This window comes from Flavobacterium sp. (genome assembly GCF_965277525.1).
Taxonomy (GTDB): domain Bacteria; phylum Bacteroidota; class Bacteroidia; order Flavobacteriales; family Flavobacteriaceae; genus Flavobacterium.
On record NZ_CBDIDC010000014.1, the window covers coordinates 421,102 to 439,855 of the forward strand.

Annotated in this window: 13 protein-coding genes; 6 read left to right on the forward strand and 7 right to left on the reverse strand. The window is 35.1% G+C overall.

The genetic code is table 11. The features are described from left to right. Positions 1-165 precede the first annotated feature (165 nt). Positions 166-531 (reverse strand): winged helix-turn-helix transcriptional regulator, encoded by a 366-nt coding sequence (locus tag ACQY44_RS25985; protein ID WP_428233171.1) that lies wholly within the window; start codon positions 529-531, stop codon positions 166-168. A gap of 97 nt (positions 532-628) precedes the next feature. Between ACQY44_RS25985 and ACQY44_RS25990 the strand changes: the two genes are divergently transcribed. Then, complete coding sequence (locus ACQY44_RS25990) at positions 629-1,234, forward strand: FMN-dependent NADH-azoreductase (RefSeq protein ID WP_428233172.1); 606 nt, start codon at positions 629-631, stop codon at positions 1,232-1,234. A 342-nt stretch (positions 1,235-1,576) separates the two neighbouring features. Here ACQY44_RS25990 and ACQY44_RS25995 read toward each other — a convergent pair whose 3' ends face one another. After that, positions 1,577-2,650, reverse strand: a complete 1,074-nt coding sequence (locus ACQY44_RS25995) for a hypothetical protein (RefSeq protein WP_428233173.1) — start codon at positions 2,648-2,650, stop codon at positions 1,577-1,579. Positions 2,651-3,491: 841 nt separating this feature from the next. Here ACQY44_RS25995 and ACQY44_RS26000 point away from each other — a divergent pair. After that, on the forward strand, positions 3,492-4,994 hold the full coding sequence (locus tag ACQY44_RS26000) for an ATP-binding protein (RefSeq protein ID WP_428233174.1): 1,503 nt from the start codon (positions 3,492-3,494) through the stop codon (positions 4,992-4,994). 104 nt (positions 4,995-5,098) lie between these two features. Here ACQY44_RS26000 and ACQY44_RS26005 read toward each other — a convergent pair whose 3' ends face one another. The 5 genes from ACQY44_RS26005 to ACQY44_RS26025 all read right to left on the reverse strand — a co-directional run bounded on the left by ACQY44_RS26005 (position 5,099) and on the right by ACQY44_RS26025 (position 10,917). Continuing rightward, positions 5,099-5,524, reverse strand: coding sequence for a response regulator (locus tag ACQY44_RS26005; protein ID WP_428233175.1), 426 nt, complete (start codon positions 5,522-5,524; stop codon positions 5,099-5,101). 334 nt (positions 5,525-5,858) lie between these two features. Further along, positions 5,859-6,998: a serine hydrolase domain-containing protein gene (locus tag ACQY44_RS26010; protein WP_428233176.1), complete on the reverse strand. Its 1,140-nt coding sequence runs from the start codon at positions 6,996-6,998 to the stop codon at positions 5,859-5,861. Positions 6,999-7,132: 134 nt separating this feature from the next. Beyond that, on the reverse strand, positions 7,133-7,831 hold the full coding sequence (locus ACQY44_RS26015; protein WP_428233177.1) for a DUF1826 domain-containing protein: 699 nt from the start codon (positions 7,829-7,831) through the stop codon (positions 7,133-7,135). A gap of 54 nt (positions 7,832-7,885) precedes the next feature. After that, positions 7,886-9,241, reverse strand: coding sequence for an MATE family efflux transporter (locus tag ACQY44_RS26020; protein ID WP_428233178.1), 1,356 nt, complete (start codon positions 9,239-9,241; stop codon positions 7,886-7,888). Between the two features lie 251 nt (positions 9,242-9,492). Then, positions 9,493-10,917 (reverse strand): amino acid permease, encoded by a 1,425-nt coding sequence (locus tag ACQY44_RS26025; protein ID WP_428233179.1) that lies wholly within the window; start codon positions 10,915-10,917, stop codon positions 9,493-9,495. Between the two features lie 324 nt (positions 10,918-11,241). Between ACQY44_RS26025 and ACQY44_RS26030 the strand changes: the two genes are divergently transcribed. From ACQY44_RS26030 to ACQY44_RS26045, 4 genes are all read left to right on the forward strand, one after another. Continuing rightward, entirely contained in the window at positions 11,242-12,444 is a 1,203-nt protein-coding gene (locus ACQY44_RS26030; RefSeq protein ID WP_428233180.1) for a glycoside hydrolase family 88 protein, read from the forward strand. Between the two features lie 258 nt (positions 12,445-12,702). Next, positions 12,703-15,483 (forward strand): chondroitinase family polysaccharide lyase, encoded by a 2,781-nt coding sequence (locus ACQY44_RS26035; RefSeq protein ID WP_428233181.1) that lies wholly within the window; start codon positions 12,703-12,705, stop codon positions 15,481-15,483. Between the two features lie 23 nt (positions 15,484-15,506). Next, positions 15,507-17,489 (forward strand): heparin-sulfate lyase HepC, encoded by a 1,983-nt coding sequence (gene hepC, locus ACQY44_RS26040; RefSeq protein ID WP_428233182.1) that lies wholly within the window; start codon positions 15,507-15,509, stop codon positions 17,487-17,489. Positions 17,490-18,345: 856 nt separating this feature from the next. Further along, positions 18,346-18,754 (forward strand): carboxypeptidase-like regulatory domain-containing protein (locus tag ACQY44_RS26045; protein ID WP_428233183.1); only part of this gene is annotated, 409 nt, incomplete at its 3' end.

The window sequence follows — 18,754 nt, forward strand, 5'->3', positions numbered from 1 at the left end:
AATGAAAAACAGATAATGCTTAAACATTCACTAAAACCTCGACAAATACTCCAAACAGTAAAGTAAATTCTAAATATTATGATGTTCAAAAAATGTAATTTGTTACCCAATTGCACTACTCAACTAGAACATCGGTAAGTGTATTAGATCAAATAACAAACTCACTTAAACTGAAGTCGATATGCGCTCTTTGTGCCTGCTTCCCCACTCTCCTAAAACAGAAACCAAATTTTTAAGCGTTTCCGCATAATCAGTTGGCACATATTGTGTGATTACCGGAAAATTTTCTGTATCCACAACTCTTTGAACCAATCCATTGATTTCTAACGATTTTAGCTCGCTCGAAAGTACTCTGGCCGAAATACCCGTTACAGTTCTTTGCACTTCATTAAAACGCGTATATCCGCTAATTAAGGTTATGATAATCCTTAGTTTCCATTTACCTCCTAACACATACAAAGCATCTTCAACCGCGGCTAATTTTTTAGCACATTCTACCTCAGAAATGGTTTCCTTTTTTTTCTTTTCCATCATTTTAACTAACCTAAATATTACTACTAACCTTTTGTTTACTACTAACTTTTTATTAGCTAATTTAGATAATTTTGCCTGATAAAATAATCATGAAATGAAAAAAATACTGCACATAAGTTCAAGTCCGAAAATAGAAAATTCATCAACTAGAAAATTAGGCAAAGAAATTGTTCGAAAAATAACCGACAAATATCCCGATAGTATTGTCAAAGAATACGACGTTACAAAAACGCAGCTTCCGCATTTAAGTGAAATTCAGATTAATTCATTTTTTACACCTCCCAATGAGCGTTCTTCAATGCAAAATGGTGTTATAAAGCATTCTGATGAAGCAATTGAAGACTTAAAGGAAGCTGACATTATTGTGATAGAAGCACCAATGTATAATTTTACCATAACATCAACTTTAAAGGCTTATTTTGATAACATTGCAAGGTCCGGCATCACTTTTCGTTACACCGGAAATGGCTTCTTACCGGAAGGTTTACTAAATAACAAAACGGCCTATATAGCCACTGCTTCGGGCGGAATTTATTCTCAGGGAGAATTACAACCCTATGATTTTGCAATTTCTTACACCCGCTTTTTCCTTGAGCTGATCGGCATTACTGTAGTGGATGTTTTCCGTTCAGAAGGACAAGCCATAATCGGACAGGAAAAAGCATTACAAAATGGAATCGATAGTATTAAAATAGAATAATGTGTTGGAAACAATTAAATTTATAACTAGATAACAACCAAATTATGATGGGCATTTTTTTTAAATATTTTCCTAATTTTAAATCATACTTGAATCAAATTCTGTTAATTTATATTGAGTCACATTTCGACAAGATTTTCATGCTTAAAATCTCTTGAAAAGAATTAATTTTTAATAAAAAAACTGAGTTTACTGTTAAACCTACAGAGGAAATATAAACCAAACCCCGAAAGTTGAGTTTCATACAGATTACAAATATAATAATTCAGACAGCAATTACACATATGAAAAACACTTACCAAACAAAAAACCCAGCATTTACGCTGGGCTTTGTAAAATAAACTACGGTCTATTTCCTCCCATTATTTTTCCAGTTTTGGTGTTTACAGAAATTATATATAAAATTTCGTTATTAATACCTATTATGCCTTTTCCCGTATCTATTCCTGCCCCAAACAAACTAATAACAGATACATATGTTACATTGTTTGGACCTGGAGCTGCTGCGAAAGCCAACTGCTGCCAAGTATTACCTATCGAAGCCTGATTAAGAGCACTTGCAACACTAGTTACTTCATACGAAGTTCCAACTTTAACTGCTGTAACAACATATAATACAGATAACCAAGGCATAATTTTCATATTTATTTCCGTAACAACATTAGTAGTTTGCTTAACGTACGTAATATTATATCCAGTTCCGTCTGTACTGTCAATTAAATCTTTTAATTGAGCTTCACTTGTAATTTTAATTGGTGCAGTACCGCTCGTACCCCCTGTGCCTCCACTGCCTCCACTGCCTCCGCCTCCGTAATTTGGATTCGGATATTGTACAGGGCTATCTCCTAATGAACAATATACAAGCTCGATTGGCTCAAAATGTCCATCTTCATACCAGTATCCATACCAAAGACATTCTATAGCCTCTGCATCATCGGTCGCACTTTTGGATGCTATCGAAGGAAGTATTTTAGACCCCTTTTTAAATTCTAATCGTTCTCCAACACCAATTGACAAATCCTGTACATATACTTTACCATCAAAATCTTTTTGAATATTATAGTAGTTAAACTCTTTATCTATGATTTTTGAATCCTGCTTATCACTGAAGATTTGGATATGATAAAGTTTAAATCCATTTTCGGCGTCTTTTATAAACATTAAACGATGATGGTCATTATATAGCGTAGCAATTTTATTTGAAGTACTTAAATTATTCTGAAGGGTAAAAGGAACCTCTATAACTTCACCTTTATCCCCATCTGAGATTATAGCATTCTCCCATTCTAAATTATCAATGTGGTTGAGAATAGTTGCGTTAAATTCTTTTTTGTGGTTTTCATACCAAATTTTTGCTTCGGCTGACGGGCTGGAAACATCATTTTCATTGCCTTGTTCCGTTGAGCAATTAGTCATAAAAAAAAGCAAATTGATAACTATCGCGCTTTTTAACAGTTTTGTAATTTTTGTCATATTAATATTTGTTAATTTTTGCTAATATAACATAATATATTACTAAATAAACAAATAAAAAAAATATTTTTTAACACTATTATGCAATCGATTTTGAATAAAAACATCAATAATTATCTTAGAAAAAAGGAAAAGAATATGAATGGTCTAAAAAAGACGCTGAAAATAAGGTAATATTACGGTAGTCCGTATTAAAATTATTGATAAAGATTAAAGGCAGCTTTAATTCTCAATCAATTTACCAATGGAGGATTTTTTTTTTAATTTAAAGCCTATTTCTAACGAAATGAAATGATGACAAGGCTTGAAAAATTAATCAATAAATAATAAAGATATATTAATTCCACAAAGAGACTTTCGAGTCTCTTTTTTGTTTTGGAATACTGTTTTTACGGGTATCCTAAGCTAAAAGTAAAACTAAGGATTCTAAAAAGCGATATTTTTTTTAAAGCAGGATTTTAATTATTAAATAAAATAGTTTCGGATTCTATTTTTTAATATTATCTCAAAATTAGAGATTCATATTGTTAAAAAAATTAATTTGTTTAATTATTTCAAATAAAAGCTAAACAAAATATTTTTCAATTGATTACTTTAGCTATAACATCAGCCTTATTGTTGGCATGCTTACTTTTAAATCTGATTTATAAATGGGATTATTCTTTAAACTTAATAAACAATTGAAACATTAAGCGCATCCTAATTGTGAAACACTTTTATAATGTAATGTAACCTAAGTCATTAAAAACTATATAGCTTCGTATAAAACTAAATTAAAAACACTATGTACCGAAATATGGGTCTCTTAAATGATATAGTGGACAATACTCCCTTGCCTATTGCAGTGTACTCTGGTAATAATCTCAAAATAGAACTAGCTAATGCCTCCATGATTAAAACATGGGGAAAGGGCGATCAGGTTATAGGAAAAAATTATCTTGATGTCCTGCCAGAAATTAAAAACGATGATTTTTTCGAGCAGGCCACAACTGTAATGAAGACTGGCATACCTTTTCATGGTACGAATAAAAGAGTAGATTTAGTTATCGAAGGAATTATGACCACCCATTATTTCAATTACAGTTTTATACCTCTTAAAGATGCCGAAGGTATTGTTTACGGAATAATGAATACCGGTACAGATGTAACTGACCTGCATTTGGCGCAGCAACAGGTAAAAAGCTCGGAGGAAAGACTTAAAATGGCCATTGAAGCTTCAGATCTTGGTACTTATGAAATAGACCTTGCTACAAAAAAAATAAAAACATCCGGACATTTTAATTCCATTTGGTCAATAGAAGGTGAAATTTCTAATGAAGAAATTATTGCAAAGCTGCATCCAGATGACCTCGCTGTGCGTTCGAAAGCCCATGAACAGGCACTGATAACCGGAAAAATATGCTATGATGTACGTATTGTAAATAAAGACCAGCCTGTCAAGTGGGCAAAAATTACAGGAGAAATTATAAAAGACGAAAATGGTACTCCAGCTACAATTATTGGAATCGTTCAGGACATCAATGAACAGCGCAAATTTGAAGAAAAGCTAAAAGAACAGATTGCCGGCAGCACCGAAGAGCTGAAAAGATCCAATGAAGATCTATTGCATTTCGCCAATGTAGTAAGTCACGACTTAAGAGAGCCTGTTCGAAAAATTAAGATTTTCAATAACCTTATAAGAAATGAAAAAGATATTAATTTTAATGATAATTGTAAAAAGTATTTCAATAAAATAGATCATTCGACTCAAAGAATGCAAAATCTTATAGAGGGAATCCTCTCCTATTCAACTTTAGGCAACAACACTCAGCCTATTGAAAAAATAGATCTTAATGAAGTTATTGAAAGTATAAAAATAGATCTCGAACTAATTATAAAGGAAAAAGGCGCCATATTTATTGGTTGTGATCTGCCGCAGATTGAGGGATTTCCTATTCTTATAAGCCAGCTGTTTTATAATTTAATGCAGAATGCCCTTAAATTTTCAAAAGCGAATGAACCTCCCAGAGTGATCATAACGAGCTCTTCAACAAGTATTGAAGAGGTTGATGCAGTAAGAATTTCAATAAAAGATAATGGTATAGGAATGGATGCTGATTTTGCTGAAAAGATATTCAATGCTTTTGAAAGACTGCACTCTAAAGATGAGTATGAAGGAAATGGGCTTGGTCTGTCGCTTTGCAGAAAAATTGCCAAACGTCATCACGGAACAATTACTGCCACAGGTGAAAAAGACAATGGTGCAGAATTTATAGTAACCCTGCCTTTGCAGCAGCTGATGTATTAAAAGATGCTGTAAGTTAAAATTTTTAATTCAAATTCAAATGGTAAACCAGTTACTTGCTTCGATACGATGCATTATTATCATTGTTTATTCAGTAATACCAGAATCTATTTTACGTAATTAGGCGAAACGCAATTTTGCCAATATTCGACTATATTTTTTATCATTGCTTTCATTTGGTTAAAGTCGGATGGTTTGACAAAAAATCCCTGAACAGATTTTGAATACGCCTCAACTACATGCTTTTGTTCTGCTACTGTCGAAAAAAAAAGATAGGGAATAGATTTCATTCTCAAATCTTCATTTTCGTGAACTTTTATTCTGAGTTCTATCCCATTAAGTTTTGGCATATTTATATCAGAGAATATAATAAAAGGCTCGATTGTCGTAGCGGTAAGGTAATGAAGTGCCTGCTCTCCATCGTTAAAAAAAATAATCTTATTTGAATACCGAAGTTGTTCAAAAACATCAGCTAAAAATTGCTGATCATCCGGATCATCTTCTACAATTATTATCGGCCCGCTTTTATTCATGAAAATTATTTAATTAAATTTTCGGGCAAGGTAACAAATAAAACTACTAAACTAAAAACAATTACAAGTAAGCAGCCAATAATTCTACTTTCTTCATGTTCATGGATTAAACTATTGGAAATCCCGTCAATATGTTTTATCACTTTTTCAGTACCCTCATCTGTAGCCAGGACAGGAAATATACTAAGCTATATATTCTATTCATCATGTTGCTATTTAATCTTTCCGCTTTATTCAGTTTTCTAGGGTTCAAAAAGCTTTCCTAAACTGCATTACCCCAACAATTTCCTTCACAAATCACCAACAACTGATTCACCTTAAGGCACTAACAATTTTAGTCATTTCCTTTAGTTATCGTTATTTTTTCGAATATTTCATTTAATGCATCTTCCATAACTTTGGCTGTATCCGTACCACTTTGATTCGTGATGATAAATGCACCCAGATTGTATTTTGGAACGATATAAATATAACATTGAGAACGTGGCACTCCGCCGTGATGAACGTAAAAGGTTCCCAGTTTTTTATCCTCTGTAGCGATATTCCAGAAATAACCAATACTAAACTCCTTGTCGAATTTTACAATTGTTTTATGTGATTCAGCAACGATTTTATTATTTTCCAGCTGAAACTTAATATATTTCAACATATCAGGTATTGTCGATTTCATATTACCGGATGCTCCCCATGGTAATTGCGGCATTGGCGATGTGATTACGCTATTATCACTATGGTAACCTACTGCAAGCTTTTGTGCTTCCTGATTAGAAAGGCTTATTTTTGTGTCCTGCATTGCAAGGTTTTTAGTCAGGTAATCTGTTAACAGTTTTTCATATTTTGTTTTATAAACTTTTTCTAAAATAAAAGCTATAAGTTGGCTGCCTGCACTTGAATAAGAATATTTAGAACCTGGAACGGTATCAATTTTAACTTTATGAAGATCTCTTAAAAAATCTTTTTGTCCGTAGTTTTTATAAAGTTCATTGAGTTTTACAGGAGTATCGTGGCTTGTAAAATTGTCCAGAATTGTATTTGCTTCAAATGGGAGCATATTTGGAAATCCGCTTGTATGCGAAAGCAAGTGTTTTATCAGAATAGGCTGTTTTCCGTACTTTAGATTTGGATAATTTTCTGGTAAATATTTCTGGACTTCATCTTCAATATTTAATTTTTTTTCGAGAACTGCTTTGGCTGCAAGTGTTCCTGCAAATGTTTTGCTTAAAGAACCTATTTCATAAATTGTTTTATTATCGGGACAATTATTTTTTCCTATTTCTAATTCTCCATAATGACCAATAAATTCTTGTCCCAAATAAATGATTGCAATTGACGTAGAATGAATTAAAGGTTTTTTAATCATTCTATTTGCCGCACTATCGATTAAAGTTTTGATATTAATGTTTTTTCCTTTTGAGCTCTGAGCCATGGAAAAGATAGAGAATAGCAAAAAAATTAAAAGGAATCTATTTTTCATAGTTTTAAACGATTATATTTTTTTTATGTAGAATTAATTAGATTATCGAATCCCTTTTTATTGATAATGGGTTTTAACTAACTTTATTAATCTAGTATGAGCAATTAGTATATTTTAATCTTGCTACAACTTCCTCAACAAATCAACAACAACCTATATTCGCCTTCATTTTCTATTGGCGCTCTGTGAATACAAGGCAGCACTTGTTGTTTTGGATGATCTACGGCCAGACGCCAAAGATGCCCTACTCCTAAATTAACAGGTTCTGCATCGTCATGTAACTGATAATGCAAATCAAAATAATTTTCCTTCAAAAAATCTTCGAATTCTTCCTCTGGTCCATCATACAGTTCTTTTAACTTTGTTCGGATTTCCGGAATCAGGATTTTTTGCCCTGCCTGCGAATTCGGAATAATATCACTTGCTGCTCCGTGATAAGTACATAAAAAAGTATCTGTTGCAATGGGCGAACGATCCACATGAAACGAATACACATCGGTCGATATGAAATCAAATTCATCATCACGTTCGTAACACTTTAGTAAATTAAGGGCAGGTGAAGCGCCAAAATCAGTTAATAATTGTAGATCGTTTAAGATTATTTCCCTTGCGATATTCCCCTTTTCTGACAGTTGGAGTGCGATTAGATCTTCAGGATAAACTTCGGTTATATTTTCTTCTAAAGATAACTTGGCTACAATCTCATTAAAATCACCATCCAAATTTCGGTACCAGCATAGCACATTCATTTCTCCGTTGAAATCGGTATGTACGAGTTCAGAGAAAGTAGATACCACTCCTATTTGGTCGCTGTCAGAAAATATATTGTTCATAGTATAATAGTAAGAAGCTGGTTATTTAAGCCTACAACATTATGTAACAGCCTATTATTTTTGCAAGGCTTTATTTATTACATATCGAAACCTTAAATACAGTAAGACAGATGATGTTAACAAACCGAGACACAGACCATACCAGATTCCCTGTACTCCTGCATCAAAATGAATTCCTAAAATATAGGCCGCAGGAAGGCCAATAATCCAATAAGCAACAAAGGTTATAAAAGTGGGAATGTTTACATCTCCCATTCCTCTTAGTGCTCCTAGTCCGACCACCTGAGTACCATCAAAGAGCTGAAATATTGCAGCAATTATTAATAATTGTGCCGCCAGCGCTACAACAGTGGTGTCATTTGTTATCAGGTAAGGTAAATATTGATTAAAAAGTGTAAAAATCACCGCAAAGAACATCATAAAAATGATCACTAAATGATAAGACGCCGCAGCAAACCTCTGGAGTCTTTTGTAGTTTTGATTTCCAAAACTATTTCCAACTTTAATAGTGGCAGCCGATGCAATTCCTCCTGCCATCATGTAGGTCATTGCTGCAAGTGTTATTGCTGTCTGATGAGCTGCCTGTTCTGTTGCGCCTATATGACCGGCCATTAAAGCAGCAACGGCAAACGCTCCAATTTCAAATACATACTGCATGGCTACAGGCAATCCTATTTTGACCACTTTGACAATTTTTAAAACATTAATAAACTTAACCGAGAAATGCTGTATATAAACCTTAAAACTTTCTGAACGAAGTACATACCACATCATAACCAGCATCATTAAAATACGATCTATCAATGTTGCAATTCCTACCCCCTTAACTCCCATTGGCTCAATCCCAAACATTCCTTTTACCAAAATCACTGCGATAATCACATTGAGCACATTTCCCCATATCGTTATAGACATGGCTTGTTTTGTAAAACCCAGCCCTTCTGCAAATTGTTTGAAGGTTTGAAATACCATCAATGGCAGAATAGATAAACTTAAAATAAGCAAATAAGGTTTTGCAGTTTCTACCACCTGAGGATCCTGCTCTGCGTGCTGCATGGCAAACATAGAACCATAGTACACTACTAAAAAAAGAAAAATTGCAGATACAACATTAAGCCATAAGCTGTTTGACAGAAGCTCTGCGCATTCCTTAAAATTTGATTTCCCGTTTTCTTGTGCAATCAAAGGAGTTAATCCGTAGGCAATCCCTAATCCAATGACCAAGACTACCATGAAAACGGAATGAACCAGCGAGACTGCCGCTAATGATATAGTTCCTGCATAATGACCTATGATCACTGTATCGAGAGTCTGCACCAGGGTATGCCCGAGCTGAGAAATGACAACAGGCCCTGCAAGTGCTATTGTACTTTGGTAATATATCTTATTGGATTTATATTTTTTGATCATATTAAAAATTACTTTCTTTATAAAAATGTGCTCAGATAGTATAATTAAAGCAAATATTTTTATCTAAGTTAATGGAAAAAACGATAACATAACCCTGGATGCGACAGCACACAGATTATAAATCTGTACTATCACACTTTTTAGGATTGAAGGTAAAAGGGCTACCATGGCACTAAAAAACGAAAGTATGGCATTGAAAATCAACTATACTTCAAGAATAAATACCTGATAACAAATGATGTAAAAGCTATTTATTTTTTTATTTTAAAAACTTTATAACATACAAAAAGAATTCCCAGCCAAATAGGAATTAATTCTACGGATAACTTCATATCGGTAATCCACATGATGGATAAAATACCCAATAAAAATACGAAACAGATGTAGTTACTTACCGGATAAAATAAGGAAGCAAACTTAGTTTTTGTGCCTTCCTTGTCTTTCGATCGTCTAAATCGTAGATGCGTATAAGAAATCATCACCCAGTTAATAATTAAACAAGACACTACCAAAGACATTAAAATACTAAAAGCCTCTTTTGGAACTATTTTATTTATTAAAATACAGATCGCTGCAAAACAGGATGAAATTAAAATGGCATTAATAGGTACTGATTGTTTGTTTAGCTTCATTAAAAACTGAGGAGCATTGCCCTGATCTGCTAAACCATATAGCATACGTGAGTTACTGTATACACTGCTATTATATACGGATAAAGCGGCGGTTAAAACAATTAGATTAAGCACATTGGCAATAAGGCTTGTAAAAAATATTTTGTTGCCAAAAAGCTCAAATTCCATTCCGTTTAGATTTTGAAAAACCATTACAAACGGGCTGCTATCTGTAGTAATTTGCTGCCACGGTGACAAAGCAAATAAAATGACCAATGCACCCACATAAAATATAAGGATTCTATAGATGACCTGATTGGTTGCTTTTGGAATGTTTTTTTCCGGGTTTTCTGCCTCAGCAGCGGTAATTCCAATAAGTTCTAAGCCTCCAAACGAAAACATAATTAGTGCCATTGCCGCTAATAAACCCTGAAAACTGCCATCAGTCGTTTTTTCAAAGAAGCCTTTTGGGAAGAAACCTCCGTCGTTATATAAATTATGAATTGTGGCATGTTCTCCTCCTGTACCGCTTATTAGCAAATAAGTACCAAAGAGGATCATGGCGATAATGGCAACCACTTTTATGATCGAAAACCAAAATTCAGTTTCTCCGTACACTTTTACCGAGGCAAAATTTAAAGCATTAATAACCAGAAAGAAAAATAAACTGGATGCCCAAAGCGGAATTCCAGGCCACCAAAACTGTACATAAACACCAATGGCTGTAAGTTCAGCCATACTCACTAAGATATATAAAATCCAATAATTCCAACCGGATGCAAAACCTGCAAAAGAACCACAATACTTATAGGCAAAGTGACTAAAACTTCCTGATACAGGTTCTTCGACAACCATTTCGCCAAGTTGTCTCATAATAAAAAAAGCGATAATCCCGGCAACAGCATATCCTAAAATAACAGAGGGTCCTGCTAATACAGCCGCCGGACCAATGCCTAGGAAAAGACCTGTTCCTATTGATCCGCCTAAGGCAATTAACTGAATGTGGCGGTTAGTCAGCCCACGTTTAAGCTGATTGTCTGCTGCGTCTTCCTGTTTTTGTTTCACAAATTAGATTTTTAAATGAGTTAAAAACACTCACCAATGTATAAACCGCGAAGATAAGTTAAAAAAGGAATCGTACAAAGCATGCGGTATGCTAAACCCTGATTAAGTAACTCTTTTATCAAAGGTTTCCAAAAGCCTGCCATTTTGTAACACGCCTGAAATACATTCTGCCTTTGGAAATGCAACAACAATCAATGTCAAAATTGATGTTTACACAAATTCAAAACATTTATAATAAAAACTGAAAGTCCGTTTTGAACCTCAAGTTTAACTTCGCTTTATAAATATTCAAAACAAACAATATACAGATATACACGATAAACCATGAAAAAAACCTTCAAACTATTTCTAGTCCTCTTTACCATGAACCTGGGCACTTTTGCTCAACCCAATCCAGATGACCCTTCATTGGTTTGGTTTAAAAAAACAACAGAGGTTATTCAGTTTCAATTAAACAAAGCGGCACAAACCTATAAACCCGGGAAAAATCCGCGTTCTGTAAATCCAGATGGAACCGTAAGATTAGCTGGTTTAACCGATTGGACAACGGGTTTTTTCCCCGGAAGTCTTTGGTACGGATATGAACTTACAGGTGATAAAGCATTGGCAGAAGAAGCTAAAAAGTTTACACTTGCCCTGGATTCTATCCGAAATATAAAAAACACCCATGATGTTGGTTTTATGCTCTATTGCTCTTACGGAAATGCGTACAGAATTACCGGTGATAAAATATATCTTCCTGTTCTGGCAGATGGCGCAGCGAACCTTTACGCACGTTTTAGTCCGATTGTTGGTACAATTCGTTCCTGGGATTTTGCATGGTGGCATTATCCTGTAATTATCGACAATATGATGAATCTGGAGTATTTGTATTGGAGTGCCAGCCAGTTTAACAAACCGGAATATACAAATGCTGCAAATACTCATGCTGTAACAACCATGAAAAACCATTTTAGAAAAGATTACAGTTCGTATCACTTGGTAGATTATGATCCAAAAACAGGTAAAGTATTGCGCAAAGCAACACATCAGGGCGTTACAGATGAATCGGCCTGGGCGCGCGGACAAGCCTGGGGATTATATGGGTATACAATGTGTTATGCCAATACCAAAAATCCAAAGTTTTTGCAACAAGCAGAACATATTGCTTCTTTTATCATAAACCATCCTCGTATGCCTAAAGATAAAGTACCCGTTTGGGATTTTGATGTACACAATGCATTAGATACTACAGAGCGTGCCCCAAGAGATGCTTCGGCTGCTGCTGTTATAGCTTCTGCTCTACTCGATTTAAGCACTCAGGTAAAAGACGGAAAAAAATACGCTGACTATGCCGAAGATATTCTAAAGTCATTATCATCGGATGCTTATTTAGCAAAACCTGGCGAGAATAATTTTTTCTTATTAAAACATAGTGTTGGCGCTTTTTTATACAACTCAGAAATTGATACACCACTTGATTATGCTGACTATTATTACTTAGAGGCACTAAAAAGATATGCTGCCATCAAAAAAATTGAGATTTAAAACCCCGTTAATCTGATGATTTGCCAGCGGAAGAGATAATGCTATTAAACGAATCAGTTCAGGGATAATAAAAGCATATTATGTATTCTAAATGATAAACTGTTTGCCAAAAGCATTTAACATACTACATATACGAAACAACTCCTTACCTGATAGTTTGATCAAAAAACATTATAACATTAACGAAATAATTGCTAAGAATACAGCATAAATAGAACAATAAAATTCTAATAATTAGTCTCTTTAAAAAATAATCTTATGCGTAAAAAATTACTTTTATCCGGATGGCTAATCGCCATAGTATTCAACTTCTCTTATGCTCAATTGAGTGAAATCAACAACATTAAAACAAAATATCAAAACTGGCTTACAGGTGAAAATCTCGATTATTCAAAATTACAGGTGAACGAACGATACAGCCGTTATTTAAGCAGTGGAATAGCAGCTAAAAATTTATCGGCCTACAATTTTGCCAATCCGGGTCCGGTATGGAATTTCACCCTAAGTACAGACCAAAAAGCCTATCAGGATCTGGTAGAACTAAAACTGATCAGGCTTGTCTTTTTATATCAGTTAAAAGGATCCGCTGCTGCTCCAAATCCAGATTATCACAGTCCGGCAGTAAGAGACATGATTTTAAGCATTTTTAGTTATATGAAAGCGAAAGGAATAAGCAGCACAACCAATTTTGATTATCTGGCAATTCCGGCTACCGAAGAAGTGATTACAAGTGGTCATGGAGTCTGTTTGCGTTCGTCAGGATATGCCACAGCTATTTTTTTAATGAAAGAAGAACTAATTGCTGCGGGTGAATTTGCGCATCATATGGGAGCGCTTAATACACTCACAGCGTTTATAGCACCTGAATATCCTGATTTTAATTTTACCAATCCGGGTTTTAACTCTGATGTTGTTCGTTCTTCTGTTCAACAAAGACTTTGCTACGTATTGGCCCAGGACGACACAGATAATTCTAAACTTGCCAATATGGATTTTCTAAAACGCTTCCTCAGTAATGCCCTAAAAATCAGTAATGGCTGGAACGATTGCATTAAACCCGATTTTATAACCTATCATCACAGAGGAGCCTATTCGAATTCGTATGGTACAGAAGCCCTGCACCAATCTTCGATCCTGAATATGATGCTAAAGAACACCGCCTATGAATTGAATACCGAAGCACAAAACAATCTAAAAACAGCTATTTTAACCTACAGTAAATTCAGCAAAGATTTTGAAATGCCTTTGGGACTTGCCGGAAGATTCCCTACCAATACAGATGCGATTAATGATTTGCGACCTGCACTGGCTTTTTTATATGTAACAGATCCTGTTGCTAATGCTGATGCCGGAAGAGAATTTGTACGTCTTTGGGGTATTTCCTCAACTGCAAATACAGTTTTACTCAGAATGAATGCTTTATCGATTACTCTGGTTTACACACCTGGTGGTTTGATGGATATGCTGCAGACTTTAGATGCTGGCCTTGCCCCGCTTCCTGAAATAACCGAAGGGCAATTTAATTTCCCTTATGCCGGATTAAGCGTGCATAAATACAACGGATTTCAGGCCAGCGTAAAAGGAACCAGCAAAAATATCTGGCACTTCGAAAGCTCGGCTACCGAAAATGTTTTTGGGAGGTACACTTCTGCAGGAGCATTAGAAATACTTACCACAGGAAATCCTGTCACCAGAACTTCAAATGGTTATACCGAAAACGGTTGGGATTGGTCACACATACCCGGAACTTCGGTTGCCAGCCTTCCGTTAAGTGTTCTAGGAACCGGTACTATGCGCGAAATGAACGGAAAATCTTTTCTGGCACACGGCTCTTTAGACAGTAATGGTGTTTTTGGCATGGATTATAAAGACTTTAATTCTGTGACACCCATGACGGCTCAAAAATCTAATTTCTTTTTCAAAAATATAATACTTTGTCTGGCAACCAATATCAGAGATGTGAACGGTACATATCCTATTCACACTACTTTATTTCAAACGGCGTTGGCAGATATCAATACTCCCACTTACGTGAATGATACAGCGGCAACTGGCACCAATTATACCCAGACACAAACAACCGGAGCATTCTGGGCTACAGATGCTATCGGGAATGGTTATGTAATTCCGTCAAACGCTAACAATACAGATCCTGTAACCGTAACTCGTTCCGTACAAAACTCTCGTAATAATGCCAATACGCTGGATACAACAGGCAATTTTACAACGGCATATATCAATCATGGTATCGCTCCTACTGCAGGGAAATTTCAATATGCTGTTATAATGCAGGGCGGCCAAACCGCCACAAAACAGCTTGCTGATAATTTTAATTCTTATTTTAAAATTTACCATCAAAACAGTCAGGCGCATATTGTGCAGTACATTCCGGACAACATATTTGGTTATGTGATTTTTAATCCTGCCACCGTATTTACTTATGATGCCGTAGTAAGCGTCAACAAACCAGCCGTTGTAATGACTCAAAAAGTTGATGGAGGAAACCAACTAAAAGTAAGCCTTACAAATCCGAATCTGGGTTTATTGACAGCAAATGAAACTTATAAATGGAGCCAGATTAGTGGTCAGAATGCCATTTTAAACAGAGCGCCGCAAGCAGATCCTGTTACACTGACGCTTAGCGGTTATTGGGAATTAGCTGCGCCACAAAGCAATGTAACCACTACAATCAACGGTTCAAATACGGATGTTGTCTTTACAACCATCAACGGATTAACCATTCAAACCGAATTGGTTAGACCAACTTTAAGCACCAAAAAAACACAGCGACAAACAAATGATTTTCAGGTAATTGTCTCCCCTAATCCTTCGCAAACCAATTTTAAAATCGACGTAACCAGTGATGCTGCAGATACTATCTCTATTTTTGTATATGATATTTTAGGGAGAAAAGTCAAATCACTTAAATCTGAGTACGGACAAACAATTGAAATAGGAAGCGATTGGAATTCAGGAGTCTATCTTGCAGAAATTCGTCAGGGGAAACAGAAAGAAACAGTTAAATTGATAAAAAACTAACTTCTATACACTAAACAACCACAATGATAAATCTTAAAAAAGCAACAGCATTATTTTTTATGCTATTGATGGCTTTTTTAGCCAAAGCACAAGAAAAGCCCATTACCAAAGAAAGTTTCGATAATATTAATCTTGCCTACCCGGGCTTAGAGAAAGCAAACCAGTTTTTTAATTCAGGCAAATATGACGATGCCGCAAAAGAACTTTTGAGTTATTATCGCAATCGCAAAAACATTCGAAATTCTGAATTTAATTTAGGTGAAGAAGCTCAATTTAAAGGAAAAGACATAGGAAAAGCCAATCAGGAAAAAGCAGATAATGCCTTAGTGCATAAATTCCAGCCACATAAAGGTTACGGCTTTTTTGACTATGGAGCAGATATCAACTGGGATTTATGGCCAGTAAAAGATAACGAAGTGCGCTGGCAATTGCATCGTGTATATTGGTGGCAGTCTATGGGACTGGCATACCGAAGCAGCGGTGATGAAAAATATACCAAAGAATGGATTTTTCAGTTTCGCGATTGGGAGAAAAAGAATTATTTAGGACGTTCTAAAGAAAATGACGGTATTGCCTGGCGTCCGCTTGAAGTATCAGAACGCATACAAAGCTTTCCGGGTGTATTCAATTTATTTGTGGTTTCTCCCAATTTTACACCAGCATTTTTATTGGAGTTTTTAAACAGCTATACCAAACAAGCCTCTTACATCCCTGCCAATTACAGCAAAGAAGGAAATCATTTATTGTTTGAAGCACAAAGAGTATTGGGCGCAGGGGCTTTTTTCCCTGAACTAAAACAGGCCACAGAATGGCGCAAAAGCGGTATCGAAGTTTTGAACCGCGAAATAAAATTACAAGTCCTTGCTGACGGCGTGCAATGGGAACTTTCGCCAACCTATCATGTGGGTTGTATCGAAATTTTTACAAAGGCTTATAATGCTGCAAAAATGGCCGGCGTAGAAAATGAATTTCCGGAATCGTATATCAAAACAATCGAAAAAATGGTTTTCGTTACCGCCAACATATCTTTCCCTAATTACAATTATCCTATGTTTGGTGATAGCTGGGTTGTCGATAAAAACGTTAGAATAAAGCAATTTGCAAGCTGGTCAAAAATGTTTCCTAAAGATGGACTTATCGAATATTTTGCTACAGAAGGAGCCTCAGGAAAATTGCCTGAGTATTTGTCAAATGCATTCCCAAATGGAGGATTGTACACCTTTAGAAACGGATGGGACAGTAAAGCAACCATTATGGTTGTAAAAGCCGGTCCGCCTGCAGAATTTCATGCCCAGCCTGATAACGGAACTTTTGAACTTTGGGTAAAAGGACGCAATTTTACCCCTGATAGCGGCTGTTATATTTACAGCGGTGATGCCGAAGTAACCAAAATGAGAAACTGGTTTCGTCAGACAAGAGTACATTCTACCCTGACCTTGAACAATGAGAATATGATCATCACCAAAGCCGGACAGAACAAATGGAAAACCAGTAAAAACCTCGATGTATTAACTTATACGAACCCAAGTTATACCAATCTTAACCATCAACGAAGTATTCTTTTTATCGATCAAAAATACTTTTTGTTCATTGATAAAGCTATCGGAAAAGCCACAGGAAATTTAGGAGTTCATTTTCAAATAAAAGAAGACAGCAAACCCATTTTTGATAAAGTAAACAATAAAGTTTATACTACTTACGAAGATGGAAATAACCTTTTGATTCAATCCTTAAACACCGATAAGGTAACTTTAAATGAAGAAGAAGGAAAAGTATCGTATGCTTACGCGAAAGAAATCACCAGACCGGCTTTTGCATTCGAAAAACCTAAAAAAGATACCACAACACAACAATTTATAAGTATAGTTTACCCGTACGATGGCAATAAAGCTCCTGAAATCAGCATTAAACCAAATGCAGGCAATGATTTCGAAAAAGGAATCCTTAATTTAAGTATTACTATTGATGGTAAGAAAAGTGAGGTAAAAGCCCGTTTACAGGAGTAAAGAATTTAAAGATTAAGTTTATTAAGACGTCTAAAGATATTTTTTTAGACGTCTTTTTTTTAGGAGCTAATCCCGCTATACGTTACAATCTTTTGTGGCAAACCCCGCCACAAAAGGATTTTCACTTCTATCGGGGCTAGGGCTTTAGGTTTCAAAAAAAAATCCGCAATCATCTGTGTTTTCGCGATAGCCAATCCGCGTCATCCGCGTGCCATTCCGCAATATTTTTTTTACGAATTCCAAACCAATACTTTCAAATAAAAATCAATTTTAAAATTAAAATCTCCTTACTCAAACAATAAATCATTAACTGAAATTTAAATTAATAAGTTTTATCTGAAACATCAAAATAAATCAACAATCATTCGATAAAAATCACCCTCAAAAGACAACGATTCACCTTAACAATTTCCTGTATTTCGCTTAACTTTTAATCCCACTACCTTATTTCAAAATTGAGTAGTAAATATGGTACTTTCTTTAGAAAAATATTTTAAAAAAACAATATAAAAACCTTATTCCCCCTTTGTTTTCGGGTAACTAAAACGTTGTATTAATCAAAATCAATAGCATTTTGGACGTATTCAAAACTGCCGTATATACCCGATTTCTATATTTGTTTTAATTAAATCCAAAAAAAACATGACTAATCCAAAAGAAACAAACCAACTACTGCAGAATCTATTTCTGTTCATCCGGCGTAAAATTCCCCAGCCCCTTTCTCAGGTTAATTATTTGTTATATTTTACTCCACCACAACAAAAATAGTGGCTGATTTATTCACAAAACCAAAACCAACTTAAATAACATCAATTAGGAAATAAGCATAAAACTTATTCCGGTTTAAACAAAAATTATGAAAAGGACTATATTTTTATTTTTGCTGCTGATAACTTCTATAGTTACGTATGGGCAAAATATTACAGTGACCGGTGTAGTAAGTGATGGGCAAAAACTACCCTTACCCGGTGCAACAGTTTACGAAAAAGGAACCAAAAACAGTACTGTTACATCAATCGATGGTGCTTATCAAATTAAAGTAAAACCCGATGCTACATTGGTATTTACTTTTATGGGAACAAAAACTACCGAAGTACAGGTTAAAAACAGAACGACTATCAATACTAAATTAATAGACGATACCAATAATCTCGATGAGGTAGTTGTAGTAGGATACGGAACGAAATCAAGAAAAAATATTACCGGAGCCATATCCTCTGTAAAAGGTGAAGAAATTGCCAAAATGCCGGTACAAAACGTAGCAC

Coding starts and splice junctions, on each gene's coding strand:
- ACQY44_RS25985 (WP_428233171.1), bottom strand. CDS start 531: ATGGAAAAGAAAAAAAAGGAAACCATTTCTGAGGTAGAATGTGCTAAA.
- ACQY44_RS25990 (WP_428233172.1), top strand. CDS start 629: ATGAAAAAAATACTGCACATAAGTTCAAGTCCGAAAATAGAAAATTCA.
- ACQY44_RS25995 (WP_428233173.1), bottom strand. CDS start 2,650: ATGACTAATTGCTCAACGGAACAAGGCAATGAAAATGATGTTTCCAGC.
- ACQY44_RS26000 (WP_428233174.1), top strand. CDS start 3,492: ATGTACCGAAATATGGGTCTCTTAAATGATATAGTGGACAATACTCCC.
- ACQY44_RS26005 (WP_428233175.1), bottom strand. CDS start 5,524: ATGAATAAAAGCGGGCCGATAATAATTGTAGAAGATGATCCGGATGAT.
- ACQY44_RS26010 (WP_428233176.1), bottom strand. CDS start 6,998: ATGAAAAATAGATTCCTTTTAATTTTTTTGCTATTCTCTATCTTTTCC.
- ACQY44_RS26015 (WP_428233177.1), bottom strand. CDS start 7,831: ATGAACAATATATTTTCTGACAGCGACCAAATAGGAGTGGTATCTACT.
- ACQY44_RS26020 (WP_428233178.1), bottom strand. CDS start 9,241: ATGATCAAAAAATATAAATCCAATAAGATATATTACCAAAGTACAATA.
- ACQY44_RS26030 (WP_428233180.1), top strand. CDS start 11,242: ATGAAAAAAACCTTCAAACTATTTCTAGTCCTCTTTACCATGAACCTG.
- ACQY44_RS26035 (WP_428233181.1), top strand. CDS start 12,703: ATGCGTAAAAAATTACTTTTATCCGGATGGCTAATCGCCATAGTATTC.
- hepC (WP_428233182.1), top strand. CDS start 15,507: ATGATAAATCTTAAAAAAGCAACAGCATTATTTTTTATGCTATTGATG.